Genomic DNA, 26,428 nt, shown 5'->3' with positions numbered 1-26,428 from the left:
GCTTCATGGCGATGACACTGGGGCTACATAGCCTGACTTTGCACAACACGGCTGCATAAAGAAAGTCGATCGGCTGCAACCCAAGACGGGTGACCGGCCCGTACGGAGATTCGCAATGACTCAGATCGCCCGCATCAGCGACACCGGCAATGAACGCCGCCTGCAAGCCGAACGCCTGGTGGGCGCCGAGGCCTTGCAGGAAGCCCAGGCCCTGCGCTTCAACGTGTTCAGCGGCGAATTCAACGCCAAGCTGAAAGGCGCCGAGCTGGGTCTGGACATGGATGACTATGATGTTCACTGCGCCCACATCGGCGTGCGTGACTTGAACACCGGGCGTCTGGTGGCGACCACCCGTTTGCTCGACCACACGGCCGCCAGCAGCCTGGGCAAATTCTACAGCGAAGAAGAATTCAGCCTGCACGGCCTGGTCCACTTGAAAGGCCCAATCCTGGAAATCGGTCGCACCTGCGTCGACCCGGCCTACCGCAACGGCGGCACCATCGCCGTACTTTGGGGCGAACTGGCCGAAGTGCTGAACCAGGGTGGTTACAGCTATTTGATGGGTTGCGCGAGCATCCCGATGCAGGACGGCGGCATTCAGGCCCACGCGATCATGCAGCGCCTGCGCGAACGCTACCTGTGCACAGAACACCTGCGGGCCGAACCGAAAAAACCGCTGCCAAGTCTCGACATCCCGTCCAACGTCATCGCCGAAATGCCACCGCTGCTCAAGGCCTATATGCGCCTTGGCGCGAAGATCTGCGGCGAGCCGTGCTGGGACGAAGACTTCCAGGTGGCCGACGTGTTCATCCTGCTCAAGCGCGACGAACTCTGCCCGCGTTACGCCAAGCACTTCAAGGCGGCCGTTTGATGAGCCGGTTACGGGTGTACGCGCGGATTGCGCGAGTGCTTGTGGTCGTCGCGCTGGGGTTGAGCATGGCCGGAGTGTTCGGGCTGTTCGAACGTTTGGGGATCGCTCATTCAATGGTCCGTCGACAACGCTGGTCGCGGTTCTTCATGGCGCGCTTGAGCAATGCCCTGCCCTTTCGCGTAACCGTGCAGGGTCAATTGCCGAAAGCGCCGATGCTGTGGGTCAGCAACCACGTGTCCTGGACCGACATTCCACTGCTGGGCATGCTCACGCCGTTGTCGTTCCTGTCCAAGGCCGAAGTGCGCACCTGGCCGGTGGCGGGCTGGTTGGCGGCCAAGGCCGGCAGCCTGTTTATCCGTCGCGGTTCAGGTGACAGTCAGTTGATCCGCAAACAAATGACCCGTCATCTGGAGCAGGAACATCCGCTGCTGATGTTCCCGGAAGGCACCACCACCGATGGCCGTTCGCTGCGTACTTTTCATGGTCGCTTGCTGTCTGCTGCGATCGATTCCGAAGTAAAGTTGCAGCCAGTGGCGATTCGTTATCTGCGCGACGGTGAGCTCGATTCGCTGGCGCCGTTCATTGGTGATGACGATTTGCTCTCGCACTTGATGCGCTTGTTTGCCAATGATCGGGGTGAGGTGGAGATTCATCTGCTCAAGCCGATTGCTTGCGAAGGTCGGGAGCGTGCAGCGCTGGCGTTCGAGGCACAGCAGGCGGTGCAGAAGGCGTTGTTTGGGGAAGTGGCGAAACCTGCAGAACCGCGACGTGCCGGCGAACTCATCGCCGCATAACGCTTTTGTAGGAGCGAGGCTTGCCCGCGAAGGGAACGCCGCGGTGTACCTGAGACACCGCGTTATCGTTCTTCGCGGGCAAGCCTCGCTCCTACAAGGATCGTGTCAGCGGTTCTGGGCAAAGTCCTGAAGCTGCGGATAGAACAATCTGAAGTCATCACTCAACGGCTCATACAACACCCGCAACTCCTGCATCGCTGCGGCCAGTTCCTCCGGCCGCGTCAACCGCCGCGAAATCCCCCGCAGCACCTGCTCCAGCACCGCGAACTCCCGGTAAGAACCCAACCAGTCATTGGCCATCATGTGCGGCGCGATCTGCGCCAGACGTTCCGGCAATTTCGGCTCGGCGGACAGAATCCGGTACACGTGCGAAGTAAATTGCTCCAGCGGCCGGTCGGCGTACAGGGTCCAGTCACGCGCCAGGCAATGGTCGAAAAACACGTCGAGCACGATCCCGGCGTAACGCCTGCGGGTCAGGGAAAACCGCGACAACGACACGTCCACCAACGGATGGCGGTCGGTAAAGACATCGATGCTTCGATGCAGCTGGATGGCCGCTTCGATCTCCGGATCGAACTGCCCTTGCAGTCGCCCTTTGACGAAATCGCCATACAGACTGCCGAGCAATTGACCGGGGCGCTGGCCACCGAGGTGCAGATGTGCGAGATAGTTCATGCGCGCAGCTTAGCACTGCGCTTCAAATATCGTTATAACCCGATATACCGAATCATGAGCGGATCAGAGCCAAATCATATTTGTGTATCGCGAAATAACGATTTAAAGTTCGCCTCATCGCGATATAGCGTTTTACTCATCACGAGCCCACACCATGACCATCAATCTCGACGAAATAATAAAAGCCCTGGCACACCCAGTACGGCGAGACATTCTGCACTGGCTGAAAGACCCGACCGTCGAATTCCCCGACCAGTCCCACAGCAACGAGCACGGCGTCTGCGCCGGGCAGATCGATCAACGTTGCGGTTTGTCTCAGTCCACGGTGTCCGCTCACCTGGCGACACTGCAACGCGCCGGCCTGATCAGCAGCCGCAAAGTCGGCCAGTGGCATTTTTTCAAACGCAATGAGGAAACCATTCAGGAATTCCTCAGCACCTTCAGCAAAGAGCTCTGACCCTTTACGTCAGTACGCCGATAAGGAATCAACAATGCCCCTCTCGCTACTCATTCTGGCCTTGAGCGCCTTCGCCATCGGCACTACCGAGTTCGTCATCATGGGCTTGTTGCCCGACGTGGCAGCTGACCTCGGCGTGTCGATCCCTGGCGCCGGCTGGCTGGTGACCGGTTACGCGTTGGGCGTGGCCATCGGTGCGCCGTTCATGGCACTGGCCACTGCCAAATTACCGCGCAAGGCTGCACTGGTAGTGTTGATGGGCATCTTCATCATCGGCAACCTGCTCTGTGCAATGGCGACCGACTACAACGTGCTGATGTTTGCCCGCGTGGTCACCGCCCTCTGCCACGGTGCGTTCTTCGGTATCGGTTCGGTGGTGGCGGCAGGTCTCGTTCCGGCGAACAAACGCGCTTCGGCGGTAGCTTTGATGTTCACCGGCCTGACCCTGGCCAACGTGCTGGGCGTTCCGCTGGGCACCGCGCTCGGTCAGCAAGCCGGCTGGCGGTCGACCTTCTGGGCTGTGACCGTGATGGGTGTGATCGCATTGATCGGCCTGATCCGCTTCCTGCCGGCCAAGCGCGATGAAGAGAAACTCGACATGCGCACCGAACTGCGCGCCCTCAAAGGCGCCGGGATTTGGCTGTCCCTGAGCATGACCGCACTGTTCGCCGCGTCAGTCTTCACGCTGTTCACCTATGTCGCACCTCTGTTGGGCGAAATCACCGGTATCTCGCCACGCGGCGTGACCTGGACCCTGATGCTCATCGGCCTGGGCCTGACGGTCGGCAACATCATTGGCGGCAAGCTGGCAGACAGAAGCCTGGCTGCAACGCTGATCGGTGTGTTCATCGCCATGGCGGTGGTTTCCACCGTGCTGACCTGGACCAGCGTTGCAGTGATTCCGACCGAAATCACCCTGTTCCTCTGGGCCACCGCGTGCTTCGCCGCCGTACCCGCCCTGCAAGTGAATGTCGTGACCTACGGCAAAGCGGCACCGAACCTGGTGTCGACCCTGAACATCGGCGCTTTCAACATCGGCAACGCACTCGGTGCCTGGGTCGGCGGCAGCGTTATCGCCCACGGCTACGGCCTGACTAGCGTGCCGCTCGCGGCCGCCGTACTGGCGGTGCTCGCCCTGCTGGTGACCCTGATTACTTTCCGTCAGAGCGGCGATCCCGAGCTGGCCCCTGCTACCCACTGATCTCTACAAGAGAGCTATTTCATGACGACTATTTTCGATCCAATCAAACTGGGCGACCTCGAATTGTCCAATCGCATCATCATGGCGCCACTGACCCGCTGCCGCGCCGACGAAGGCCGCGTGCCAAACGCGCTGATGGCCGAGTACTACGTCCAACGCGCCTCGGCCGGTCTGATCCTCAGCGAGGCCACTTCGGTCACGCCGATGGGCGTCGGCTACCCGGACACGCCGGGCATCTGGTCCAACGATCAGGTGCGTGGCTGGGCCAATGTGACCAAATCAATCCACGGCGCGGGCGGCAAGATTTTTCTGCAACTGTGGCACGTCGGCCGGGTTTCCCACGAGTCGTACCTGGGCGGTGAAGCACCGGTCGCACCGAGCGCCATTCAGCCAAAAGGTCACGTCAGCCTGGTTCGCCCACTGGCCGACTACCCAACGCCGCGAGCTCTGGAAACCGCTGAAATCGCCGACATTGTCGAGGCCTACCGCGTCGGTGCCAAGAACGCCAAGGCGGCCGGTTTCGACGGCGTGGAAATCCACGGCGCCAACGGTTACCTGCTCGACCAGTTCCTGCAGAGCAGCACCAACCAGCGCACCGACAACTACGGCGGCTCCCTGGAAAACCGTGCGCGCCTGTTGCTGGAAGTGACCGACGCCGCGATCGAAATCTGGGGCGCCGGACGCGTCGGTGTGCACCTGTCACCGCGCGCCGATTCCCATGACATGGGCGACGACAACCTGTCCGAGACCTTCACCTACGTCGCTCGCGAAATGGGCAAACGTGGCATCGCGTTCATCTGCTCCCGCGAGAAAGAAGCCGGCGACAGCCTCGGCCCACAATTGAAAGAAGCGTTCGGCGGACCGTACATCGTCAACGAACGCTTCACCAAAGACAGCGCCAACGCCTGGCTCGCCAGCGGCAAGGCCGATGCCGTGGCGTTCGGCGTGCCATTTATTGCCAACCCGGATTTGCCGGCACGCTTGAAGGCCGATGCGCCGTTGAATGAAGCGCGTCCGGAATTGTTCTACGCCAAAGGTCCGGTTGGCTACATCGATTACCCCACGCTCTAAGTAACAACTAAAACAATAAAGCTCTGACTCAAAAAGTCGGGGCTTTTGTTTTCAGCATTAAATATCCAGTACAACTTCCAGGCTTTCAAGACCCCTTCAAACTCTTCATATTTGGCAACAGGCTTAACAACCTGCCAATAAGTTAAAACTTGGGAGAGGCAGAGGATCAAGGCAAATCAGACACGCCTCATCGTCAAACTAAAAAACAATACCTCCCATGCTTTTGACGTTGGCGAAAACAATCTTTCGCTGACCGCTGATGAGCGAGACTATATAAAAATACTCCCCCGCGAAATTAAAGCATTCCATTGCGACTTCGATTACTCCAGGCAATTAGGAACACCCAGCAAGGACATGTTCAAGCACTCTATTTTATTCGGCGACCAGCGTCTCGGCTTCCGCGTTGACTTCGGGTTGCGCGTCAATGCTACTTTTGGTGTTTTTAGTCCGACACTGGCACCTGTTCGTACAAATAATGTTGTCTCCATTGGCGCCACCTCGATCCAATGCACGAGCCGAATTACTCGTGCGGAAGATGACGGCCCCTACAGCTTTAGCGTAGAGATCACACTGGATTGAGAATGCTGCCCCGTGGTTTTTTTGACGGCCATTCACATACCTTCACAAACGCTCAACAAAATCCCTACAAAATTCACAATTGTTTGCCTATCAACACAGACCGCATCGGTTTATAAAGGCCGTCGCGCCACAGAGCGTGAGCGATAGCATTGCTACGCTCACTTGATTAGTGACACAAACCGATTTCTGTATGTTGTTTCATTTGCGCAGGCTGGGGCTCAAGCGCAGCATGTCCAACCCTGTATCGACCCAGCGCTCGGCATCGATGTGCAGTTCAAAGCTGTCGGGCGCCAACAGCCACTGATACAGGATGCCGTCGATGTATGCATGCAGGCTGATGGCCGCGCGGGCCGTATCAAGGCTTTCCGGTAACTGTCCCCTATTGACCGCATTACTCAGGGCCAAGGCGATTCGCACGTTGCAATCAAGACTGACCGCTCGGCGCTGCTGGCGCAGGTCGCACATTTCATCGGTGAATTCGCACTTATGAAACAGAATCTCATTGATGCGTCGGGTTTTCGGGTCCAGGGCAACTTGATGAAACAAATGAATCAGCAGCTTGCGCATGCAACCCAAGGGGTCGAGTTCATCTTCGCTTTCACTGGCCTTGGCCATTTCATCCAGCGGCTCTTGCAAGGTATCCAGCATGGCCTGCACCAGATCCGCTTTGTTGCTGAAATGCCAGTAGATGGCGCCGCGCGTGACCCCCGCCAGGGTAGCGATATCCGCCAGTGTCGTGCGCGCCACGCCTCGCTCAAAAAAGGCTTTTTCTGCCGCTTCGAGTATCTGGCTACGGGTTTCTTGAGCTTCCTCTTTGGTACGACGAACCATGGCAGTACAACCTCAATCAGGATGCTTCAGCGATTTCTGACTATTCGCTGAACAAAAGTGGGGCAAGCGCTCTTAGGCGTCGTCCCCGGCCTACAATTCGGATCTTTGAACAGCTTTCGTGACGGTGTGGATACAAAGTCAAGGTGTTTACAAACAACCATGAACGTAAGTATATTGCTTAGCAAGCTACTTATCCACTCAGCGCACATTTTTTACCTTTCCACCTTTCGAGTGCGCAATTTGCGCGCCTGACCCGAGGATTTTCATGCAATTCAAGCCAGCTGTTACCGCTCTGGTCACTGCCCTCGCCTTGGCATCGCTGCTCAACGGATGCAAAAAGGAAGAGGCGGCACCTGCCGCACCACCCCCTCAGGTCGGCGTCGTTACTCTACAACCTCAAGCCTTCACCCTGACCTCCGACCTTCCGGGCCGTACCAGCGCGTACCGCATCGCCGAAGTTCGCCCTCAGGTTAACGGCATCATTCTCAAGCGACTGTTCAAGGAAGGCGGCGACGTCAAGGCCGGCCAGCAGCTGTATCAGATTGATCCGGCGGTTTATGAAGCCACCCTGAAAAGCGCCGAAGCCAACCTGCAGCAGACCAAATCGATTTCGGATCGCTACAAGCAACTGGTCAACGAACAGGCTGTTAGCCGTCAGGAATACGACACGGCCCTGGCCAACCGGTTGCAATCGGAAGCTACCCTGCAAACCGCGCAGATCAATGTGCGTTACACCAAGGTCTACGCACCGATCTCCGGTCGCATCGGCCGCTCGAACGTGACCGAGGGCGCGCTGGTCAGCAACGGCCAGGCCGATGCCATGGCAGTGATCCAGCAACTGGACCCGATCTACGTCGACGTGACCCAGTCTTCCGTGGAGCTGCTTGAGTTACGCCGCGAACTGGAAAGCGGTCGTCTGCAAAAATCTGGCGACAACGCGGCCGCGGTCAAGCTGACTCTCGAAGACGGCAGCCAGTACAAACAGGAAGGCAAACTCGAGTTCTCCGAAGTCTCGGTGGACCAGACCACCGGTTCCGTGACGTTGCGTGCGGTATTCCCCAACCCTGATCACACCCTGCTGCCAGGCATGTTTGTACACGCCCAATTGCAGGCCGGTGTGAACAGCGCGGCGATCCTCGCTCCGCAACAAGGCGTGACCCGCGACCTCAAAGGCACCCCGACCGCGCTGGTCGTCGGTGCGGACAACAAGGTCGAACTGCGTCATCTTAAGGCCAGCCGTACTGTCGGCAGCCAATGGCTGATTGAAGACGGTCTGAAGGCAGGCGATCGCCTGATCACCGAAGGGCTGCAATTCGTCAAACCTGGCGTCGAGGTCAAGGCCAACGAAGCGACGAACGTTGGCGCAAAGAACCCGGCCCCCGCACAGGCAGCTAACAAGGCTTCCAGCGGTAAAGGGGAGTAAACCATGTCGAAATTTTTTATCGACCGTCCGATTTTCGCCTGGGTAATTGCCCTGGTGATCATGCTGGTCGGGGCTCTATCGATCCTCAAGTTGCCGATCAACCAATACCCGAGCATTGCGCCTCCGGCCATTGCGATCCAGGTGACCTACCCGGGCGCGTCCGCACAAACCGTGCAGGACACCGTGGTGCAGGTCATCGAGCAGCAACTCAACGGTATCGACAACCTGCGTTATGTTTCCTCGGAAAGTAACTCCGACGGCAGCATGACCATTACCGCGACGTTCGAACAAGGCACCAACTCTGATACCGCGCAGGTTCAGGTCCAGAACAAACTGAACCTGGCCACCCCGCTGCTGCCGCAAGAAGTGCAGCAACAGGGGATTCGCGTCACCAAGGCAGTGAAGAACTTCCTGATGGTGATCGGCGTGGTCTCGCGCGACGGCAGTATGACCAAGGACGACTTGGCCAACTACATCGTGTCGAACATGCAGGACCCGATCTCGCGGACCGCCGGTGTCGGTGACTTCCAGGTCTTCGGTGCCCAGTACGCGATGCGGATCTGGCTCGACCCGGCCAAGTTGAACAACTTCAACCTGACCCCTGGCGACGTGAAAACCGCCATCGCCGCGCAAAACGTGCAGATTTCCTCCGGTCAGCTCGGTGGCTTGCCTGCAGTGGCCGGTCAGCAGTTGAACGCGACGATCATCGGCAAGACCCGTCTGCAAACCGCCGAGCAGTTCAAGGCAATACTGTTGAAGGTCAACAAGGACGGCTCGCAAGTGCGTGTCGGCGATGTGGCGGACGTCGGTCTGGGCGGTGAAAACTACTCGGTCAGTGCCCAGTTCAACGGCAGTCCGGCCTCCGGTCTGGCGGTGAAACTGGCCAACGGCGCCAACGCCCTCGACACGGCGAAAGCCCTGCGCAAGACCATCGAAACCCTCAAACCGTTCTTCCCGCAAGGGATGGAAGTGGTGTTCCCGTACGACACCACGCCCGTGGTGACCGAATCGATCAAGGGTGTGGTTGAAACCCTGGTCGAAGCGATCGTGCTGGTGTTCCTGGTGATGTTCCTGTTCCTGCAAAACTTCCGCGCCACCGTCATCACCACGATGACCGTGCCGGTGGTGTTGCTGGGTACCTTCGGGATCCTTGCGGCATTCGGTTTCAGCATCAACACCCTGACCATGTTCGGTATGGTGCTGGCCATCGGCTTGCTGGTGGACGACGCCATCGTCGTGGTGGAAAACGTCGAACGGGTCATGAGCGAAGAAGGCTTGTCACCCAAGGAGGCCACCAAGAAATCCATGGGGCAGATCCAGGGTGCGCTGGTCGGTATTGCGCTCGTACTGTCGGCGGTACTGCTGCCGATGGCATTCTTCGGCGGTTCTACCGGTGTGATCTATAAGCAATTCTCGATCACCATCGTCTCGGCCATGGCCCTGTCGGTACTGGTCGCGCTGATCTTCACCCCGGCACTCTGCGCCACCATGCTCAAGCCGATTCCGAAAGGCGAGCACGGCGTTCCGAAACGCGGATTCTTCGGCTGGTTCAACCGCAACTTCGACCGTAGCGTGAAAAGCTACGAACGTGGCGTTGGCAATATTCTGCGCAACAAGGTGCCGTACCTGCTGGTCTACGTGATCATCGTCGTCGGCATGATCTGGCTGTTCATGCGCATCCCGTCCTCGTTCCTCCCGGAAGAAGACCAGGGCGTACTGTTTGCCCAGGTGCAAACCCCGGCCGGCTCCAGTGCCGAGCGCACGCAAGTGGTCGTGGACGAAATGCGTGAGTTCCTGCTGCGTCCGAGCAAGGATGGCGGTGAAGGCGACGCGGTAGCCTCGGTGTTTACCGTGACCGGCTTCAACTTCGCCGGCCGTGGCCAGAGCTCGGGTATGGCGTTCATCATGCTCAAACCGTGGGGCGAACGTAACGCCGACAACAGCGTGTTCAAACTCGCGGCCCGTGCCCAGCAGCACTTCTTCACCTTCCGGGACGCCATGGTGTTTGCCTTCGCCCCACCGGCGGTACTGGAGCTGGGTAACGCCACCGGTTTCGACGTGTTCCTGCAGGACCGCGCCGGTGTCGGTCACGACAAGCTGATGGCAGCGCGCAACCAGTTCCTCGGCATGGCGGCGCAGAGCAAGGTGCTGTCACAAGTCCGTCCGAACGGTCTGAACGACGAACCGCAATACCAACTGGAAATCGACGACGAGAAGGCCAGCGCCCTCGGCGTGACGCTCACCGACATCAACAACACCCTGTCGATTGCGCTGGGCAGTAGCTACGTCAACGACTTCATCGACCGCGGTCGGGTGAAAAAGGTGTACGTGCAAGGCCAGCCGGGTTCTCGCATGAGTCCTGAAGACGTCAAGAAATGGTACGTGCGCAACAGCGCCGGCACCATGGTCCCATTCTCGGCGTTCGCCAAGGGTGAGTGGATTTACGGTGCACCGAAACTGTCGCGTTACAACGGCGTAGAAGCGATGGAAGTCCTTGGCACCCCGGCACCGGGTTATTCCAGCGGTGAAGCCATGGCCGAAGTCGAAGCCCTGGCGAAGAAACTGCCGGCCGGTGTCGGTATTTCCTGGACTGGTCTGTCGTATGAAGAACGACTGGCAGGCTCTCAGGCGCCGGCGCTGTTCGCGCTGTCGATCCTGATGGTGTTCCTGTGTCTGGCGGCTTTGTATGAAAGCTGGTCGATTCCGATTGCGGTGGTGCTCGTGGTACCGCTGGGGATTATCGGTGCGCTGATGGCGACCAGCCTGCGCGGTCTGTCCAACGACGTGTACTTCCTGGTGGGTCTGTTGACTACCATCGGTCTGGCGGCGAAAAACGCCATTCTGATCGTCGAGTTCGCCAAAGACCTGCACGAACAGGGCAAGAGCTTGCAGGAGGCAGCCATCGAGGCTTGCCGCATGCGGTTGCGCCCGATCATCATGACGTCCCTGGCGTTCGTCCTCGGCGTGGTGCCCCTGGCCATTTCCAGCGGTGCTGGCTCGGGCAGCCAACACGCCATCGGTACCGTGGTCATTGGCGGTATGATCACCGCCACGATCCTGGCGATCTTCTGGGTCCCACTGTTTTTCGTCACCGTATCGGCCATGGGGCAGCGTAAAACCGCTGACCAGGACGACGCTATTGAACCTTCTAAAGAGGCTGGCTTATGAGCAAGTCGCTACTCTCCCTGGCTGTTGCCGCCTTCGTGCTCGGCGGCTGCTCGCTGATACCCGATTATCAGCAGCCTGAAGCACCGGTGGCGGGCCAGTACCCGCAAGGTCCGGCGTATTCGTCGGCCCAGGCGCCTGCGCAGGCTGCCGCCGAACAGGGCTGGAAGCATTTTTTCCACGACCCGGCGCTGCAACAGCTGATCCAGGTCGCCCTGGAAAACAACCGTGATCTGCGTGTCGCGGCGCTGAACATCGACGCCTTTGCGGCTCAATACCGCATCCAGCGTGCCGATCTGTTCCCGGCGGTGTCGGCCACCGGCACCGGTAGCCGTCAGCGCGTCCCGGCTCGCGCCTCGCAGACCGGCGAAGCGGGTATCACCAGTTCCTACTCGGCCACGGTCGGCATCAGCGCCTATGAACTCGACCTGTTCGGTCGGGTTCGCAGCCTGAGCGAAGAAGCCCTGCAGAAATACTTCGCCACTGAAGAAGCACGCCGCACCACCCAGATTAGCCTGGTGGCCAGCGTGGCCAATGCCTACCTGACCTGGCAAGCCGACAAGGAGCTGCTGAAACTGACGCAGGACACCCTGGGTGCATTCGACGAGAGCTACAAGCTCACCGCCCGCAGCAACGAAGTGGGTGTAGCCTCGGCCCTCGACCTGGCCCAGTCGCGTACCTCGGTGGAAAACGCCCGCGCGCAACAGGCCAAGTACACACGTCAAGTCGCCCAGGATGAAAACAGCCTGGTGCTGCTGCTCGGCACCGGTGTCCCGGCCAACCTGCAAGTGGCCAAGCCGCTGGCTGACGACCTACTGAGCGACGTGCCGGCCGGCCTGCCATCGGATTTGCTGCAACGTCGTCCGGACATCCTCCAGGCCGAATACAACCTGAAAGCCGCCAACGCCAACATCGGCGCGGCACGGGCTGCGTTCTTCCCGAGCATCAGCCTGACGGCCAATGCCGGGAGCCTGAGCCCGGACCTGTCCGGTCTGTTCAAGGGCGGTTCGGGCACCTGGTTGTTCCAGCCGCAGATCAACCTGCCGATCTTTAATGCCGGCAGCCTGCGCGCCAGCCTGGATTATTCAAAAATCCAGAAAGACATCGGCGTGGCGAATTACGAGAAGTCCATTCAAACGGCCTTCCAGGAAGTCGCCGACGGCCTGGCCGCCCGCCAGACCTACACCGATCAGTTGCAGGCCCAGCGTGATTTCGTCACCGCCAACCAGGACTACTACCGTCTGGCCGAGCGTCGTTATCGCATTGGTGTCGACAGCAACCTGATCTTCCTCGATGCCCAGCGACAGCTGTTCAGTGCCCAACAGGTACTGATCACCGACCGTCTGGCGCAACTGGTCAGTGCCGTGAATCTGTACAAGGCACTGGGCGGTGGCTGGAACGAGCAGACGGCGAAGAACGAGACGTTGAAAGAAGAAGCGCCGAAGCTGAAGTTGTTCTGATAGCGCTGTAAAACAAGAAGCCCACCGATTGGTGGGCTTTTTTGCGTCGGACAAGATATTTTGCCGTTCGATAATCGCCCAAAACCCGCTTTCCCCGATTGAACCATCTGGTACATACCCCGCACCATTCGTCGCACAGGACCAATAACAACAGGTTCGACACCATGCCACCGCGCCCGGTCCTGTCCGGCTGATCCAATTCGTTTTTGTCCTGATTGCGGGGGCTGTACTCGGTGAAGCTCGATGGCGGTAAAGGCACTGGCGGTACGCAGTTGCTGCCGCTGGATCATGACGGTCGCCCGGCGGACAACTTCGGTCGCATTAACGTAGCGTTCAAGGCCAAGCTGTCGCAGACCGAAGTGAAGGTTGGCGAATGGATGCCGGTGCTGCCAATCCTGCGTTCGGACGACGGTCGATCCCTGCCGCAAACGTTCCGTGGTGGCCAGATCACCTCGAAGGCATCAGCGGCGACAACGTCAGGCGCCATAGTTACAACGGTGACCACTCACCTGTAGCAGCGGAAAAGTTGGCGGCGTGAGAACCGAAAAAAATGTCCAAAATTACTGGACCAGTTCAAGCCCGCTTGTGTCTTGCCAATCACTCCCGCGATTCAACCCCCAGCTCATCCCACACCGACTCCGCCAGATGGAACGTCGCATTCGCTGCCGGAATGCCGCAGTAGATCGCGCTCTGCATGATCACTTCCTTGATCTCGCCGCGGGTCACGCCGTTGTTGGCGGCGGCGCGCAAGTGCAGTTTGAGTTCTTCGTTGCGGTTCATGCCGATCAGCATGGCCATGGTAATCAGGCTGCGGGTATGACGCGGCAGCCCCGGACGGGTCCAAATGTCGCCCCAGGCATGGCGCGTGATCATTTCCTGAAACTCCGAGTTGAACTCGGTCAGAGCGTTCAGGCTGCGGTCGACGTGGGCGTCGCCGAGTACTGCACGGCGGACTTTCAGGCCCTCGTCGTAACGTTGTTTCTCGTCCACAGCAGTCCCCTTAATGAGCTGACAAAAACGCCAGTACTCGCTCGCTGAACGCAGCACCGGCCTGAACGTTGGACAGGTGTGCGGCATAGAACTCGGCGTACTCGGCGCCCTGCACGTGTTCCTGAATGAAGTGTCCGCCGGACGGCGGCGTGACCGCGTCTTCGGTGCCGGCGATGACCAGCAGCGGCACCTTGATCGAGGACAGTTGATCGCGGAAGTCTGCATCGCGCACGGCGGCACAGTTCGCGGCATACCCTTGATGCGAGGTGGCGGCCAGCATGTCAGTAATCTTCTTCGCGGCAGCAGGATTCGCTGCAGCAAAGTCCGGGGTGAACCAACGTGCAATCGACGCATCACGAAGGGCGACCATGGCCGCCGCGCCGTCACGCAGCACGGTTTCGATCCGGGGGTTCCACACCGACGGATCGCCGATTTTCGCTGCGGTGTTGCACGCCACCAGTTTGTGCAGACGCTGGCCAGCGTTGATCCCCAACCATTGACCGATCAAGCCGCCCATCGACAGACCGCAGAAATGCGCGCGTTCAATGTGCAGCGCATCCAGCAGCGCCAGCACGTCGCGGCCCAGTTGCTCGATGCTGTACGGACCCGGCGTAACCAGCGATTTTCCGTGGCCACGGGTGTCAAAACGCAGCACTCGGAAATGCTCGGAGAACGCCGCAATCTGCGCGTCCCACATGTGCAGGTCAGTGCCCAGCGAGTTGGACAGCACCAGCACCGGCGCATCCGCCGGGCCATCAAATTGGTAATGCAGTTCGCCCTCGGCGAGTTGTACGAAAGCCACAGCAATCTCCTTCAGGCAGTCAATGCAGAATGTTCAGCCACCGCTCGCTCGACCCAGGTATGGGCCCGACCGAGATAGTGGGCGGGGTCCAGCAGATGATCGAGTTCAGCATCCGACAGTTCGGCGGTCACTTGCGGCTCGTCGCCGAGTACCGCTCGCAGATGACGTTGTTCGGCCACTGCGCGCTTGCAGCATTGCTCCAGCAAATGGTGCGCCGTGTCGCGCCCCACTCGTTGAGCGAGGACGATACTCACCGCTTCGGCGAGCACCAGGCCTTGGGTCAGATCGAGGTTGCGGGTCATGCGTTCGGCGTCCACTTCCAGTCCCTCCGCCACCAGCAACGCTTGTTTCAGGCTGCCGGACACCAGGCAGCAAATCTCCGGCAGGGTTTCCCACTCGGCATGCCACAGGCCCAGGCTGCGCTCGTGTTCTTGAGGCATGGCGCTGAACAGGGTCGATAGCAAACCCGGAATGCGCGTTGCAGCGCCGATCAGCACCGCCGCGCCTACCGGGTTGCGTTTGTGCGGCATGGTCGACGAACCGCCCTTGCCCGGCGCCGAGGGTTCGAACACTTCAGCGGCTTCGTTCTGCATCAACAGGCTGATGTCGCGACCCAGTTTGCCGAGGCTGCCGGCGATCAATCCCAATACCGAGCCGAACTCCACCAAGCGATCTCGCTGGGTGTGCCAAGGCTGTTCCGGCAACGCCAGTTGCAACTCCTCGGCCAATGCCTGGGCAATTGGCATCGCCTGCTCGCCGAGGGCCGCGAGGGTTCCGGAGGCACCGCCGAATTGCAGCACCAGCAGTCGCGGTTTGAGTTCCAGCAGACGCTGACGGCTGCGAGTGACAGCGCCCAGCCAACCGGCGATTTTCATGCCGAGGGTGACTGGCGTCGCGTGTTGTAACCAGGTGCGCCCGGCCAGCGGTGTGGCGACGAAACGCAAGGCTTGAGTCGCGAGAGTTTCGCCCAGGTGCGCCAGATCGCTTTCGATGAGTTCCAGCGCCCGACGCAGTTGCAGCACCAAACCTGAGTCCATCACATCCTGGCTGGTCGCGCCCAGATGCACATAGCGCTCGGCTTCGGCATTGTTGGCCGCGATCTGTTGACCCAGCGCCTTGACCAACGGAATCGCCGAATTGCCCGCAGTGGCAATCGCCTCGCCGAGGGCGGCGAAGTCGTAATGCCCGGCCTGGCATGCCGCTTCAATAGGCGCGACAGCCGTTGGCGGAATCAGCCCTACGCGCGCCTCGGCCCGGGCCAGTGCCGCTTCGAAATCAAGCATCGCTTGAACCCGACCCTGATCGCAAAACACCTCACGCATATCGCGGGCAGTGAAATAGGCATCAAACAATTGATTGCCCGGTCGCTCGTTCATAAACGGTCCCTGGAGGCGTGGGCCGGTCAGGCCCACGGGTAAAGATCAAAGGTCGTGGTGCAATACTTCGACTGGCAGTGCAATCTCTGTGGCGAGGGGGCAAGCCCCCTCGCCACAAAATCTCCCTGACCAGCAGAGCCTTCATCACTCAATAATCAAAGAACACCGTCTCCGCATCCGTCCCTTGCAGAATCACATTCCACTGATATACACCCGAAGCATCCTGCTTCGCCAGCAACGTACTGCGGCGTTCAGCCGGCACACACTCCAGCAGCGGATCCGACACATTCGCCGGTTCGCCATCAAAGTAAATCCGCGTCAGCAAGTGCTTCACCAACCCGCGAGCAAACACCAGCACCACAAGATGCGGCGCCTGGGTCGTGCCTTTCAAGCCTTCGACCGTACCCGGCTTGATGGTGGTGAAACGAAAGCGTCCTTGCGCATCCACCGGCACCCGGCCAAAGCCTTCGAAGTTCGGGTCCAGGGGTTTGTCCTGATCGTCTTCGGGGTGGTCGTACTTGCCGGCGGCGTTGGCTTGCCAGACTTCCAGCATCGCGTCGTTGACGACGTCGCCGTTGCCATCGATGACTTGCCCGGTGATCGCCACTCGCTGGCCCAGGGTCTGTTCGACGGTCATGTCTTCGCGGTTCAGCCAGGTCAGGCCGATGTGGTAATACGGCCCGACGGTGTGGGACGTGGTCGCGTTCAGCGTCATCTTATTTCTCCATCGGCGTGGCTTCGCGGCCGCGCAAGACGATGTCCCAGCGATAACCGAGGGCATAGGAAGGGATGGTTTTTTCCAGGTCGAAACGGGCGATCAAACGCTCTTTGGCGCTGGTATCCGGTACGCAGTTGTAGATCGGGTCATAGGCCAGCAGCGGGTCACCCGGGAAATACATCTGAGTCACCAGGCGCGTCAGAATACTCGGCCCGAACAGTGAGAAATGGATGTGCGCCGGGCGCCACGCGTTGTGGTGGTTGCCCCACGGGTAGGCACCGGGTTTGATGGTCTGGAACTGGTACCCGCCATCGGCGTCGGTCACAGTGCGGCCGGTGCCGGTGAAATTCGGGTCCAGCGGCGCATCGTGCAGGTCGCGGGCATGGTTGTAGCGACCGGCAGCGTTGGCTTGCCAGATCTCCACCAGAATGCCCGGCACCGGCAAACCCTCTTCATCCAGCACGCGGCCGTGAATGATGATGCGCTCGCCCAGTGGCTCGCCCTTGTGCTGGGCGGTCAGGTCGTTGTCCTTCTCCTGCACACGCTCGGCGCCGATGGTCGGACCGGTAATTTCCGACAGCGAATGGGGCAAAAACACCAACGGCTTGGACGGCGAGCGAAGGTTGGTGGATTGATAGGCCGGGTGTAGGTATTCCGGCTGGGTGCCCTCTTGCGGGCGGCGGTAACCAGGCTTGTCAGTCATGAAACATTCCTCAGTTCTTATTAGTCGACGCTTCTTTTTCACAGCTAAACGCGTCAGACCCGTTCGATCGCCAAGGCCAGACCCTGGCCCACGCCGACGCACATGGTCGCCAGACCTTTCTTGCCACCGGTCTTTTCCAGCTGATGCAGCGCGGTCAGTACCAGGCGGGCGCCGCTCATGCCCAGCGGATGGCCCAAAGCAATGGCGCCACCGTTCGGGTTGACCTGGGCAGCGTCGTCCGCCAGTCCCAGTTCACGCAGCACCGCCAAACCCTGGCTGGCGAACGCTTCGTTGAGTTCGATCACGTCGAAATCGCTGACGGCCAGACCGAGGCGCTCGATCAATTTGCGCACTGCAGGCACCGGACCGATGCCCATGACCCGTGGTGCAACACCGGCGCTGGACATGCCCAGCACTTTGGCCCGGGCGGTCAGACCGTGTTTCTTCACCGCCTCGCCAGAGGCCAGAATCAATGCCGCCGCACCGTCGTTCACACCGGAAGCATTTCCGGCGGTGACTGTTTTGTCGGGACCGTTGACCGGTTTGAGTTTGGCCAGGGTTTCCAGCGTGGTGTCGGCGCGAGGATGTTCATCCTGACTGAAGACACTTTCACCCTTCTTGTGGGCAATGCGCACTTCAACGATTTCTTCGGCGAAAAATCCTGCAGCTTGCGCGGCTGCCGTCCGTTGCTGACTGCGCAGTGCGAAAGCGTCCTGATCGGCGCGGGAAACCTCGTAATCGTCGGCCACGTTATCGGCGGTCTGCGGCATCGCATCCACGCCGTACTGGGCTTTCATCAACGAGTTGATGAAGCGCCAGCCGATGGTGGTGTCTTCCAGCTTCATGTTGCGCGAGAACGCCGCATCCGCCTTGCCCATCACGAACGGTGCGCGGGACATCGACTCGACGCCGCCAGCAATCGCCAGCTCCATCTCGCCACTGGCAATGGCCCGGAAAGCGGTGCCGATGGCATCCATACCCGAGGCGCAGAGGCGATTGAGGGTCACGCCCGGAATGGTTTCCGGCAGGCCCGCCAGCAACAGCGCCATGCGCGCTACGTTGCGGTTGTCTTCGCCGGCCTGGTTGGCGCAACCGAGGAACACCTCGTCCACCGCGTTCCAGTCGACCGACGGGTTGCGCTCCATCAGCGCCTTGATCGGCACAGCGGCCAGGTCGTCGGCGCGAACCGCCGACAGGCCACCGCCGAAACGGCCGATGGGGGTGCGAATCGTGTCGCAGATATAAACGTCGCGCATCAGGCTTCTCCGGGTGCTTGACCGTGGGCCGCGGCAGTGCGGGCTTCCAGATCCCTGAGTGCGGTCAGTTCGACGACCGTCGGCTCAGCGGTATTTTCAACCGTCTCGGCAAAACGAATCGCCCAACCGGTAGCCGCGGTGACTTGCTCGCGGGTCACATCAGGGTGCAGCGCGGTGACCACGAATTCATGGGTGCCGGCTTCCGGTTCCATGATGCACAGGTCGGTAATGATGCCGACCGGACCTGCGCCCGGCAGCCCCAAACGCTTGCGCGAATCACCGCCCTCGACATGGCCAACCGAGGTGATGAAGTCGAGTTTGTCGACAAAGGAACGCGCCGACTGCTTGAGGATGATCAGCACACTTTTGGCCGAACCGGCGATCTCCGGCGCACCACCGGCACCTGGCAGGCGGACTTTCGGCTGATGGTAGTCGCCCACCACGGTGGTGTTGATGTTGCCGAAGCGGTCGACTTGCGCAGCGCCAAGGAAACCGACGTCGATGCGCCCGCCCTGCAACCAGTAGCGAAAAATCTCACCGGTCGGGACCACGGTATCGGCGGTTTCCGCTAGTTCACCGTCACCGATCGACAGCGGCAGTACACTCGGCTTGGCACCGATCGGACCCGACTCGTAGATCAGGACCACATCCGGCGAGGACGTCAGACGCGCCAGGTTGGCGGCTTTCGACGGCAGGCCGATGCCAACGAAGCACACCGAACCGTTTTTCAGACGGCGGGCAGCGGCGACAGTCATCATTTCATTGGTGGTGTAAGTCATTACTTCGCCTCCGAAGCAGCGGCCAGTTTGGCCTGGAACTCGCTGAAGTCAGCGCAGCCGTGGATGTACTCGTTGATCCACGCGGTGAAGGTTTCACGGTCGCGGGCAATCGGGTCCCAGGCCTGGTAGAAACGGTTATCACGCTCGTTGTAGCCGAGAGCGTAGGACGGATGCGCGCCGCCGGGAACGTGGCAGACCGCGCTCAACGCCCACGTCGGCAGAACACACGAGTTCATCGGTGCATTGAGGTCGTCGACGATTTCTTCGACGGTAACGATGCAGCGCTTGGCAGCCAACGCCGCTTCTTTCTGCACGCCGAGAATGCCCCAGAGCAGCACGTTGCCCTTGCGGTCGGCTTTCTGCGCGTGAATCACGGTGATGTCCGGGCGCACCGAAGGCACGGCCGCCAATACTTCGCCGGTGAATGGGCAGGTAACGGTTTTGATCAGCGGATTGACCTTCGGCAGGTCGGAACCGGCGTAGGCGCGCAGCACCGCGAACGGTAGGCCGGATGCGCCAGCGACGTAGGCATTGGCCAGGTCGGCGTGGCTGTGCTCTTCGATCTCCAGCGCGTGTGGCCACTGCTTCTCGACGGCGTCACGCAGGCGGTGCAGCGAACCGACGCCCGGGTTGCCGCCCCAGGAGAAAATCAGCTTGCGAGCACAACCGGCGCCGATCAACTGGTCGTAGATCAGGTCAGGCGTCATCCGCACCAGGGTCAGGTCTTTCTTGCCCTGGCGAATGATTTCGTGACCCGCCGCCGTAGGAATCAGGTGAGTGAAGCCTTCGAGCGCGACCGTATCGCCGTCGTTAACGAATTGCTTCACCGCGTCGTGCAGCGAAAGGATTTCAGCCATGGGGCAGGCTCCCGTTTGGTTATGAACCGACAGTGGAAGAAAAAGACGCGATGCGCAGCGCCGGAATGACTGAAGAGTAAGCCCCTGAAAAATGCCAAACAATCCGATAATCGACTGAGTGTTCGTTTATCGAACAGATTGTTATCTGGCTACCGATCTTCTGACCCTCGGACTCAGGTCGCATCCGAATGACTGACCATGCCCTTGATCACCACCGCCGTGGTCGCCAATGCCGCTGGAATCACCAGCGCTGTCAGCACCTGCTCGAAGTTCCAGCCAAGGCCCAGCAGTGTCGCGCCCATCCAGGCACCGAGAATCGCGCCGAAGCGGCCTATCCCGAGCATCCACGACACCCCGGTCGCTCGCCCCTGGGTCGGATAAAACCGCGCCGCCAGTGAAGGCATCGCCGATTGCGCGCCGTTGACACACATCCCGGCCACCAGCACCAACGTCGCCAGCAGCGTGATGTTGCCCAGGCTTTGCCCTACCGCGTAGGCAAACACCCCGGCGAGTAGATAGAAAATGCCGATAACCTTGTGCGGATTGAACCGATCCATCGCCCAGCCCACACCCACCGCGCTCAATACCCCACCAAACTGGAACAACGCGCCAATAAACGCCGCGTTCTCCATACTCGCGCCACTGTCACGCATCAGCGTCGGCAGCCAACTGGTCAGCAGATAAACGATCACCAGCCCCATGAAGTAAGTCAGCCACAGCAACAAGGTGCCGGTGCTGTAGGTGCCGGAGAAGATCACTGCGAAAACGTTGCGGGCCTTCACGGTTTTCTGTTCGGGCACGCTGAAGCTGGAAGCCTTGGCAACGACCGTCGGGTCGATGGGCGCCAGCGTCTTGCGCACCTTGTCGGTGCCGCGATTGCGCACTACGAGGTAGCGCGCCGATTCCGGTAACCAAAAGAACAAAACGACTGCGAGGATCAACGGCAGAATCCCGCCGATCAGCAGCAGGCTGTGCCAGCCAAAGGCGGGGATCAGCTTGGCGGAAATGAAACCGCCGCCCGCCATGCCGAGATTGAAGCCGCAGAACATGCTGGTCACCAACAGGGACTTCTTACGCTCCGGGGTGTATTCGGACAGTAGCGTCGTGGCGTTCGGCATGCCGGCGCCAAGGCCCAGGCCGGTGAGAAAACGCAGTACCAGCAGCTGATCAACGTTGGTGCTGTAAGCCGAAGCCAGGCTGAAAGCGCCGAACAACAACACCGCGCCCACCAGTACGACTTTTCGCCCGAAGCGGTCAGCCAACGGGCCAGAACCCAGTGCGCCGAAGACCATGCCGATCAGCGCAGCACTCATTACCGGGCCAAGGCTGGCGCGGTCGATACCCCAATCCTGAGACAGGGCAGGCGCGATGAAGCCCATCGCCGCCGTATCGAGGCCATCGAGGAAAACAATCAGGAAACACAGGATGACCACTCGCCACTGGTAGCGCGAAATGGGTTGAGCATTGATGAAGGACTGCACGTCGAGGCAGTTTCCTACAGCAGACTGAGGCTGGTTCATTATTTTTATCCACGCAAGAACGCAGTCGGACAGGTGCCAGCCAAGGCTGGCGCTGCCGCGACATTAGTGATCTTGGGGAAAGAGCGTCAATTCGATAAACGCGAGTCTGTGCGTTTATCGAACATCTTAGTGGACGGTTCAGGCGAAGAGTTGTGCACTAAGGTCGCGGCTGGCGCTCAGAAGGCCCGGAAGAAAGCGCTGCTCCAGCTCGTTGCGGCTGACCCGGCCAGCGTGGGTACTGACGTTCAGCGCTGCGACCACTTGCCCGGAAGCGTCGTACACGGGAACGGCAATCGAGCGCAGGCCCTGTTCCAGTTCCTGATCGACGATGCACCAACCTTGCTGTCGCACCTCTTGCAGGCATTCGAGCAACGCCTCGGGGGTGTGCAGGGTTCGGCTGGTCTTGGCTTGCAGCTCTGCATGGTCGAGGTACTCGCGCAGTGACGTATCGTCCAGCGCCGCGAGAAGAATCCGACCCATCGAAGTGCAGTAGGCGGGCAGACGTCCACCCACCGACAAGTCGACGGAAATCAATCGCTGAGTGGTGGCCGAACGAGCGATGTACAAGATGTCATCGCCCTCCAGAGTGGCCATGTTGCAAGCTTCATGGAGTTGCTCGCTCATGCGGTCCAGGTAGGGCTGGGCGGAAGCAGCCAACGGAGTCGAGGACACATAGGCATGGCCGAGCGTCAGCACTTTGGGTAGCAGCGAATAGGTGCGGCCGTCGGTGGTGGCGTAGCCGAGTTTAATCAGCGTGTGCAGGCAACGTCGCACAGCGGCGCGGGGAATTTCCGTGCGGTGGCTGATCTGGGCAATGGTGAGGTGACGTTTGCGTTCCTGGAACGCTTGCACCACGGCCAGGCCTCGGGCGAGGGACGTCATGAAATCGGGGTCGCCGGTCAGTGCCTGGATCCGCTTGGCGGGCGAGGCAACGATCGGCGGCGCCACTGAAGCGAAGGAATTGCGCATTTGATCGTTCATACAAGGTCCTTTTCCCACACGGATCAGCGGCTATTACACGCGGCAGCCAGCCTCTCACACAAGCCCGAGCAACCAAGACTGTTCGATTATCGAACCATCGACCGATAATCGCAATCGACTCTCATCTGGGCCAGCCGACTATTGAACGGGTTTGCACCCCCCTATGACCTATTTTTACACTGGCTCGGGCGCAGACTAAAAGGGTCGATGTAATTGCCTTAACTTGTTCAACTGAATGGCGTCAGAAAGACATCACTGTAAATTCGGCGTCGCCGAGCGACCTAGTTAGCCGTAAAAGTTGCGAGTACCTAAAACAATCACACATCAAGACCCACTTTTAACTCTTTGCCGATAGTGTTCTTCAAATCGACCGCTATAATGCAATTCAGTGGCGACCGGTTTTTAATTTCCGATTCCGCCACCCGGTAGCGCGATGTTCCATTGCCGCTGCTTGCAGCAAGCGCCTGACGCTCATTTCATATGCTTCGCCAAAGCGTTCGCTGAAACAGGAAACTGATGCTACGTCAGCTGTTTGTCTCTGGTGCGTGGCCGCCTGCAACATGGAAGTATTGATCTCAATGCCGTAAAAACGATGCCTTCATCGGCCTTGTCTTTTCGGCGAGCGTAGTCAATACATTTGATGCAACGCGTTTCACCAGAATTTAACTCAACTCAATCAGGTAGCACTGTGACGAAAGACGAACTGCGCGCGGAACTTGAGCGCCAGGAACAACGTTACAAGGAAGTTTACGGCGGGGAAGTCACCACCTACGCCGCTCAGCCCGAACCAGAGCGCAAACCCTGGCGTAAACGCGCCACTGTTCAGGATCAGGCTTTCACTCAAGAATTGCAGAAAATGGAAAAGGAACTCAAAGCCGAAGAGCCATAACCGCCTTGGCCTGAATTCTTCAAGGGTCTGCGTCTGCACCCGCTACAAAGCGGGATGTATCGATGATGCCTTTCGCGCCCGCTATGAGCGGGCAGCGGCCACCTCACCTACCGGATGAGGCAAATGGCTCATGTCTGGCCCTCTTTTCAGATATTTCACACAAGCTTTCAAATCTCTTCTCCCCACGAGAGGAACCCTTGTGGCTGCTGCCTTTTCAAAGAAATTCAATGACTTGAAAAACCCCGCCAAAACCTCGGGCTTAGGCTGTCGTCACAAACTAATTCATTGAAGAATGTTACCGATGAGCACCTAGTGCATCGATTAGCAGTCTTTTCTGGCATAATCGCGCCCCCTCACGACCGGGTCAGAAAACCTTCATGATCGATTTATTCAGCGGACTGGATGCTTGGGTGCTTGTGAGCCTCTTGCTCGCCCTGGCCTTTGTCCTCGCCTTCGAGTTCATCAACGGCTTTCATGACACCGCTAACGCGGTGGCTACTGTTATCTACACCAAAGCCATGCCGCCCCATCTGGCGGTGTTCTTTTCCGGTGTGTTCAACTTTCTCGGCGTGCTGCTGGGCGGTGTCGGCGTAGCCTATGCCATCGTCCACCTGCTGCCGGTAGAGCTGCTGATCAATGTGAACACCGGTCACGGGCTGGCCATGGTGTTCTCGCTGCTCGCCGCCGCTATCACCTGGAACCTGGGCACCTGGTACTTCGGCATTCCGGCTTCCAGCTCCCATACGCTGATCGGGTCGATCCTGGGTGTCGGCCTTGCCAACGCCTTGATCAACGACATTCCGTTGGCTGATGGCGTGAACTGGCAGAAAGCGATCGATATCGGTGCCTCCCTGGTGTTCTCGCCGATGGCCGGCTTCCTGGTTGCAGCCCTGATATTGATCGGCCTTAAATGGTGGCGTCCGCTGTCGAAGATGCACAAGACGCCGGAACAGCGCCGCAAGCTCGATGACAAGAAGCACCCCCCGTTCTGGAACCGTCTGGTACTGGTGATCTCGGCCATGGCCGTGAGCTTCGTGCACGGTTCCAACGATGGCCAGAAAGGTATCGGCCTGATCATGCTGGTACTGATCGGTATTGTCCCGGCGCAGTTCGTACTTGACCTGGGCAGCACCACCTACCAGATCGAGCGGACCCGCGATGCGACCTTGCACCTGAGTCAGTTCTACAAGCGCAATGCCGCAACACTGGGTGACTACCTGGCCCTGGGCAAAAGCGTGGAAGGCGATCTGCCGGAGAAGTTCCGTTGCAACCCGCAACAGACCGAACCGACCATCGACGCTCTGCTCGGCACCCTTAAAGGTGTCGCTGACTACCACTCCCTGCCGTCGGAAAGCCGCATCGAAGTGCGCCGTTATCTGCTCTGCCTGGACGACACGGCGAGGAAAGTCGGCAAGCTGCCAAGCCTCAACGCCCGTGAAAAGGCTGACCTGGACAAGCTGCGCAAAGACCTGACCACCACCACCGAATACGCCCCGTTCTGGGTGATTCTGGCGGTGGCTCTGGCGCTCGGCCTGGGCACCATGGTCGGTTGGAAACGCGTGGTTCTGACCATCGGCGAGAAGATCGGCAAGCAAGGCATGACCTACGCACAGGGCATGTCTGCACAAATCACCACCGCGTGCATGATCGGCCTGGCCAACATCTTCAGCCTGCCGGTTTCCACCACCCACGTCCTGTCCTCGGGCGTGGCCGGCACCATGGTCGCCAATAAAAGCGGCCTGCAAGGTGGCACCGTCAGAACCATCCTGCTGGCCTGGGTCCTGACCCTGCCAGCCACAGTGGCCCTGTCGGCCGGCCTGTTCTGGCTGGCATCGAAGGCACTGGGCAGCTGATACATAGCCGCACAAAAAAAGGCGCGTCCCGTGAGGTTCGCGCCTTTTTAATGCTGCTGGAAAGTTGATCGTTCCCACGCTCTGAACGATCAAACAATAAAACCGAGGTCAAAAAAAAGGGCAACCGAAGTTGCCCAAAATGCCTTGCGTGCTCATTGCTTCCAGAAAGACCTACGGTTTGCGCTTATGCGAATCCTTCCAGATAAAAAATCCAAACCCTGCAAAAAACATAACCATGAGGCCGACAGTCAGCACTCCGGCGATCACCACGTTATCGAAAAACATGACTGGCCTCCTGCAGTTGCCTTGTTGCGATAGGGCTAAGTTAACCAATCAGGCAGGAAAGAAAATTGACCGGGATCAATGTCGCCCGAGACTGGGCGTAAAGGAGGGGAAATAACTGACCTGCATCAACCGACGCAGGGTGTTTCAACGCTTTTTCGGCTTGTTCTTCGGCTTCTTCTTCGCTTTACCCAACGGCATGGCTTGTTCGAACGCCTGGCGTACTTCGTTCAAGCGCTTTTCATTAAGGTCATGAACCCGCTTGGCGCGTTCGGAGTTCAGGTCGATCAGCTTGTCGTCTTGGCTCATGGTGCTCAGTGCATCGCTTGTAGTGAAATTCAGCTGCCGTATCGGCAGGCAAGGATGTGCCAATAATGAGGTCTGATGGCAGCGCTGACCAGCCACCCCCTCAAATCTGGATATCGACCCACAAACCCTGCCGAGGCTGATCTTCCATCAACGGCGCCACCGGCACGGTATTGTCGGCGTTGAGGTCGTCCCCGGGAATCGCCAGGTGCTCTTCGGGATCTTCATCAGCTTCACGGCGACGTCGGTCACGTTCCTGCTGCCGGCGCTGCTCCTCCCGTAGCTGCAAGCCCGCTTCTTCGGGGTCGCGCTTTTGCAGGTCGATAGTGCTTTCGTTGGAGCTTTCCTGCACCGGCACCACAGGTGGAATATCCGGCCGCTGGCGAATCGGATCCTGCTGTGAGGTGATCGGCACAGCACTCAGGGGGAGCATCGGTGGCAGCATAATTATTAGTCTCCTGTCAGCAAGCTGTCGGCTGCGGGGATGGCGACTTGAGCCATCGGTCGCAAATTGTGACCCGGTTGGCACTGTAGGTGCCGCCGCTCGCTGCGATCTTTCATCGGACAACACAGAACTCAAGTGTTCCCG

General features: G+C 59.4%; 26 protein-coding genes and 1 pseudogene. 12 read left to right on the top strand and 15 right to left on the bottom strand.

What is annotated here, in order from left to right:
• Positions 1 to 115: 115 nt before the first annotated feature.
• Both olsB and ACYZT0_RS03085 read left to right on the top strand, forming a co-directional pair.
• Positions 116 to 871, top strand: a complete 756-nt coding sequence (olsB, locus tag ACYZT0_RS03090; protein WP_008152922.1) for an L-ornithine N(alpha)-acyltransferase — start codon at positions 116 to 118, stop codon at positions 869 to 871.
• Positions 871 to 1,665: a lysophospholipid acyltransferase family protein gene (locus ACYZT0_RS03085; RefSeq protein ID WP_462044578.1), complete on the top strand. Its 795-nt coding sequence runs from the start codon at positions 871 to 873 to the stop codon at positions 1,663 to 1,665. The genes olsB and ACYZT0_RS03085 overlap by 1 nt, the downstream gene beginning before the upstream one ends.
• Positions 1,666 to 1,770: 105 nt before the next feature.
• On the opposite strand, the gene ACYZT0_RS03080 is transcribed toward ACYZT0_RS03085, so the two are convergent.
• On the bottom strand, positions 1,771 to 2,340 hold the full coding sequence (locus tag ACYZT0_RS03080) for an acyl carrier protein phosphodiesterase (RefSeq protein WP_462044577.1): 570 nt from the start codon (positions 2,338 to 2,340) through the stop codon (positions 1,771 to 1,773).
• A gap of 154 nt (positions 2,341 to 2,494) precedes the next feature.
• On the opposite strand from ACYZT0_RS03080, the gene ACYZT0_RS03075 reads away from it, so the two are divergent.
• From ACYZT0_RS03075 to ACYZT0_RS03060, 4 genes are all read left to right on the top strand, one after another.
• On the top strand, positions 2,495 to 2,797 hold the full coding sequence (locus tag ACYZT0_RS03075; protein WP_282381682.1) for an ArsR/SmtB family transcription factor: 303 nt from the start codon (positions 2,495 to 2,497) through the stop codon (positions 2,795 to 2,797).
• Positions 2,798 to 2,831: 34 nt separating this feature from the next.
• Positions 2,832 to 3,998 carry an MFS transporter gene (locus tag ACYZT0_RS03070; protein ID WP_462044576.1) on the top strand — a complete coding sequence of 389 codons (1,167 nt, stop codon included), beginning with the start codon at positions 2,832 to 2,834 and terminating at the stop codon, positions 3,996 to 3,998.
• Between the two features lie 21 nt (positions 3,999 to 4,019).
• Entirely contained in the window at positions 4,020 to 5,069 is a 1,050-nt protein-coding gene (locus ACYZT0_RS03065; RefSeq protein WP_462044575.1) for an alkene reductase, read from the top strand.
• Positions 5,070 to 5,423: 354 nt separating this feature from the next.
• Positions 5,424 to 5,648: a hypothetical protein gene (locus ACYZT0_RS03060; protein ID WP_462044574.1), complete on the top strand. Its 225-nt coding sequence runs from the start codon at positions 5,424 to 5,426 to the stop codon at positions 5,646 to 5,648.
• A 198-nt stretch (positions 5,649 to 5,846) separates the two neighbouring features.
• Here ACYZT0_RS03060 and emhR read toward each other — a convergent pair whose 3' ends face one another.
• Entirely contained in the window at positions 5,847 to 6,479 is a 633-nt protein-coding gene (gene emhR / locus ACYZT0_RS03055) for an efflux system transcriptional repressor EmhR (RefSeq protein WP_461965565.1), read from the bottom strand.
• Positions 6,480 to 6,744: 265 nt separating this feature from the next.
• On the opposite strand from emhR, the gene emhA reads away from it, so the two are divergent.
• The 4 genes and pseudogenes from emhA to ACYZT0_RS03035 all read left to right on the top strand — a co-directional run.
• The gene (gene emhA / locus ACYZT0_RS03050; RefSeq protein ID WP_462044573.1) at positions 6,745 to 7,902 is read left to right on the top strand and encodes an efflux RND transporter periplasmic adaptor subunit EmhA; all 1,158 of its coding nucleotides are present in this window, start codon (positions 6,745 to 6,747) and stop codon (positions 7,900 to 7,902) included.
• 3 nt (positions 7,903 to 7,905) lie between these two features.
• Positions 7,906 to 11,070 (top strand): efflux RND transporter permease subunit EmhB, encoded by a 3,165-nt coding sequence (gene emhB / locus ACYZT0_RS03045; protein ID WP_462044572.1) that lies wholly within the window; start codon positions 7,906 to 7,908, stop codon positions 11,068 to 11,070.
• Positions 11,067 to 12,527 carry an efflux RND transporter outer membrane subunit EmhC gene (gene emhC, locus ACYZT0_RS03040; RefSeq protein ID WP_462044571.1) on the top strand — a complete coding sequence of 487 codons (1,461 nt, stop codon included), beginning with the start codon at positions 11,067 to 11,069 and terminating at the stop codon, positions 12,525 to 12,527. Before emhB ends, emhC begins: the two co-directional genes overlap by 4 nt.
• A gap of 221 nt (positions 12,528 to 12,748) precedes the next feature.
• A pseudogene (locus ACYZT0_RS03035) lies at positions 12,749 to 12,985 on the top strand (OprD family outer membrane porin); the annotation flags it as partial.
• Between the two features lie 139 nt (positions 12,986 to 13,124).
• Here ACYZT0_RS03035 and pcaC read toward each other — a convergent pair.
• The 10 genes from pcaC to pcaR form a co-directional block, all read right to left on the bottom strand.
• Entirely contained in the window at positions 13,125 to 13,517 is a 393-nt protein-coding gene (gene pcaC / locus ACYZT0_RS03030) for a 4-carboxymuconolactone decarboxylase (RefSeq protein ID WP_033060940.1), read from the bottom strand.
• Positions 13,518 to 13,527: 10 nt separating this feature from the next.
• On the bottom strand, positions 13,528 to 14,319 hold the full coding sequence (pcaD, locus tag ACYZT0_RS03025) for a 3-oxoadipate enol-lactonase (RefSeq protein WP_462044570.1): 792 nt from the start codon (positions 14,317 to 14,319) through the stop codon (positions 13,528 to 13,530).
• 11 nt (positions 14,320 to 14,330) lie between these two features.
• Entirely contained in the window at positions 14,331 to 15,695 is a 1,365-nt protein-coding gene (locus ACYZT0_RS03020; protein ID WP_462044569.1) for a 3-carboxy-cis,cis-muconate cycloisomerase, read from the bottom strand.
• Between the two features lie 148 nt (positions 15,696 to 15,843).
• The gene (gene pcaG, locus ACYZT0_RS03015; RefSeq protein WP_462044568.1) at positions 15,844 to 16,410 is read right to left on the bottom strand and encodes a protocatechuate 3,4-dioxygenase subunit alpha; all 567 of its coding nucleotides are present in this window, start codon (positions 16,408 to 16,410) and stop codon (positions 15,844 to 15,846) included.
• A gap of 1 nt (position 16,411) precedes the next feature.
• On the bottom strand, positions 16,412 to 17,116 hold the full coding sequence (gene pcaH / locus ACYZT0_RS03010) for a protocatechuate 3,4-dioxygenase subunit beta (protein WP_462044567.1): 705 nt from the start codon (positions 17,114 to 17,116) through the stop codon (positions 16,412 to 16,414).
• 53 nt (positions 17,117 to 17,169) lie between these two features.
• Positions 17,170 to 18,375, bottom strand: a complete 1,206-nt coding sequence (gene pcaF / locus ACYZT0_RS03005; protein ID WP_462046495.1) for a 3-oxoadipyl-CoA thiolase — start codon at positions 18,373 to 18,375, stop codon at positions 17,170 to 17,172.
• On the bottom strand, positions 18,372 to 19,151 hold the full coding sequence (locus ACYZT0_RS03000; RefSeq protein ID WP_462044566.1) for a CoA-transferase subunit beta: 780 nt from the start codon (positions 19,149 to 19,151) through the stop codon (positions 18,372 to 18,374). The genes pcaF and ACYZT0_RS03000 overlap by 4 nt, the downstream gene beginning before the upstream one ends.
• Positions 19,151 to 20,008 (bottom strand): CoA transferase subunit A, encoded by an 858-nt coding sequence (locus ACYZT0_RS02995; RefSeq protein ID WP_462044565.1) that lies wholly within the window; start codon positions 20,006 to 20,008, stop codon positions 19,151 to 19,153. The genes ACYZT0_RS03000 and ACYZT0_RS02995 overlap by 1 nt, the downstream gene beginning before the upstream one ends.
• A 173-nt stretch (positions 20,009 to 20,181) precedes the next feature.
• On the bottom strand, positions 20,182 to 21,528 hold the full coding sequence (locus ACYZT0_RS02990) for an aromatic acid/H+ symport family MFS transporter (RefSeq protein WP_462044564.1): 1,347 nt from the start codon (positions 21,526 to 21,528) through the stop codon (positions 20,182 to 20,184).
• A gap of 138 nt (positions 21,529 to 21,666) precedes the next feature.
• Positions 21,667 to 22,509, bottom strand: a complete 843-nt coding sequence (gene pcaR / locus ACYZT0_RS02985; RefSeq protein WP_462044563.1) for a pca regulon transcriptional regulator PcaR — start codon at positions 22,507 to 22,509, stop codon at positions 21,667 to 21,669.
• A gap of 688 nt (positions 22,510 to 23,197) precedes the next feature.
• Here pcaR and ACYZT0_RS02980 point away from each other — a divergent pair.
• Together ACYZT0_RS02980 and ACYZT0_RS02975 are read left to right on the top strand one after the other, a co-directional pair.
• Positions 23,198 to 23,398, top strand: a complete 201-nt coding sequence (locus ACYZT0_RS02980; protein ID WP_007935837.1) for a hypothetical protein — start codon at positions 23,198 to 23,200, stop codon at positions 23,396 to 23,398.
• Positions 23,399 to 23,775: 377 nt separating this feature from the next.
• Positions 23,776 to 25,251 (top strand): inorganic phosphate transporter, encoded by a 1,476-nt coding sequence (locus tag ACYZT0_RS02975; protein ID WP_462044562.1) that lies wholly within the window; start codon positions 23,776 to 23,778, stop codon positions 25,249 to 25,251.
• A 171-nt stretch (positions 25,252 to 25,422) separates the two neighbouring features.
• Here ACYZT0_RS02975 and ccoM read toward each other — a convergent pair whose 3' ends face one another.
• The 3 genes from ccoM to ACYZT0_RS02960 form a co-directional block, all read right to left on the bottom strand.
• Entirely contained in the window at positions 25,423 to 25,536 is a 114-nt protein-coding gene (ccoM, locus tag ACYZT0_RS02970) for a cytochrome c oxidase subunit CcoM (RefSeq protein WP_282381713.1), read from the bottom strand.
• A gap of 144 nt (positions 25,537 to 25,680) precedes the next feature.
• Positions 25,681 to 25,842, bottom strand: a complete 162-nt coding sequence (locus tag ACYZT0_RS02965; RefSeq protein ID WP_007935839.1) for a hypothetical protein — start codon at positions 25,840 to 25,842, stop codon at positions 25,681 to 25,683.
• Between the two features lie 100 nt (positions 25,843 to 25,942).
• Complete coding sequence (locus ACYZT0_RS02960; RefSeq protein ID WP_462044561.1) at positions 25,943 to 26,284, bottom strand: aspartate-semialdehyde dehydrogenase; 342 nt, start codon at positions 26,282 to 26,284, stop codon at positions 25,943 to 25,945.
• Positions 26,285 to 26,428: the final 144 nt, after the last annotated feature.

It is taken from the genome of Pseudomonas sp. ZS1P83 (assembly GCF_054897825.1).
The sequence above is the reverse complement of the archived record's forward strand: the minus strand, read 5'-3'. Positions and strand labels throughout refer to the sequence as shown.

Excerpts from the sequence above, each read along its gene's own strand:
- olsB (WP_008152922.1), top strand. The coding sequence starts at position 116 with ATGACTCAGATCGCCCGCATCAGCGACACCGGCAATGAACGCCGCCTG.
- ACYZT0_RS03085 (WP_462044578.1), top strand. The coding sequence starts at position 871 with ATGAGCCGGTTACGGGTGTACGCGCGGATTGCGCGAGTGCTTGTGGTC.
- ACYZT0_RS03080 (WP_462044577.1), bottom strand. The coding sequence starts at position 2,340 with ATGAACTATCTCGCACATCTGCACCTCGGTGGCCAGCGCCCCGGTCAA.
- ACYZT0_RS03075 (WP_282381682.1), top strand. The coding sequence starts at position 2,495 with ATGACCATCAATCTCGACGAAATAATAAAAGCCCTGGCACACCCAGTA.
- ACYZT0_RS03070 (WP_462044576.1), top strand. The coding sequence starts at position 2,832 with ATGCCCCTCTCGCTACTCATTCTGGCCTTGAGCGCCTTCGCCATCGGC.
- ACYZT0_RS03065 (WP_462044575.1), top strand. The coding sequence starts at position 4,020 with ATGACGACTATTTTCGATCCAATCAAACTGGGCGACCTCGAATTGTCC.
- ACYZT0_RS03060 (WP_462044574.1), top strand. The coding sequence starts at position 5,424 with ATGTTCAAGCACTCTATTTTATTCGGCGACCAGCGTCTCGGCTTCCGC.
- emhR (WP_461965565.1), bottom strand. The coding sequence starts at position 6,479 with ATGGTTCGTCGTACCAAAGAGGAAGCTCAAGAAACCCGTAGCCAGATA.
- emhA (WP_462044573.1), top strand. The coding sequence starts at position 6,745 with ATGCAATTCAAGCCAGCTGTTACCGCTCTGGTCACTGCCCTCGCCTTG.
- emhB (WP_462044572.1), top strand. The coding sequence starts at position 7,906 with ATGTCGAAATTTTTTATCGACCGTCCGATTTTCGCCTGGGTAATTGCC.
- emhC (WP_462044571.1), top strand. The coding sequence starts at position 11,067 with ATGAGCAAGTCGCTACTCTCCCTGGCTGTTGCCGCCTTCGTGCTCGGC.
- ACYZT0_RS03020 (WP_462044569.1), bottom strand. The coding sequence starts at position 15,695 with ATGAACGAGCGACCGGGCAATCAATTGTTTGATGCCTATTTCACTGCC.
- pcaG (WP_462044568.1), bottom strand. The coding sequence starts at position 16,410 with ATGACGCTGAACGCGACCACGTCCCACACCGTCGGGCCGTATTACCAC.
- pcaH (WP_462044567.1), bottom strand. The coding sequence starts at position 17,116 with ATGACTGACAAGCCTGGTTACCGCCGCCCGCAAGAGGGCACCCAGCCG.
- ACYZT0_RS03000 (WP_462044566.1), bottom strand. The coding sequence starts at position 19,151 with ATGACTTACACCACCAATGAAATGATGACTGTCGCCGCTGCCCGCCGT.
- ACYZT0_RS02995 (WP_462044565.1), bottom strand. The coding sequence starts at position 20,008 with ATGGCTGAAATCCTTTCGCTGCACGACGCGGTGAAGCAATTCGTTAAC.
- ACYZT0_RS02990 (WP_462044564.1), bottom strand. The coding sequence starts at position 21,528 with ATGAACCAGCCTCAGTCTGCTGTAGGAAACTGCCTCGACGTGCAGTCC.
- pcaR (WP_462044563.1), bottom strand. The coding sequence starts at position 22,509 with ATGAACGATCAAATGCGCAATTCCTTCGCTTCAGTGGCGCCGCCGATC.
- ACYZT0_RS02975 (WP_462044562.1), top strand. The coding sequence starts at position 23,776 with ATGATCGATTTATTCAGCGGACTGGATGCTTGGGTGCTTGTGAGCCTC.
- ccoM (WP_282381713.1), bottom strand. The coding sequence starts at position 25,536 with ATGTTTTTCGATAACGTGGTGATCGCCGGAGTGCTGACTGTCGGCCTC.
- ACYZT0_RS02965 (WP_007935839.1), bottom strand. The coding sequence starts at position 25,842 with ATGAGCCAAGACGACAAGCTGATCGACCTGAACTCCGAACGCGCCAAG.
- ACYZT0_RS02960 (WP_462044561.1), bottom strand. The coding sequence starts at position 26,284 with ATGCTGCCACCGATGCTCCCCCTGAGTGCTGTGCCGATCACCTCACAG.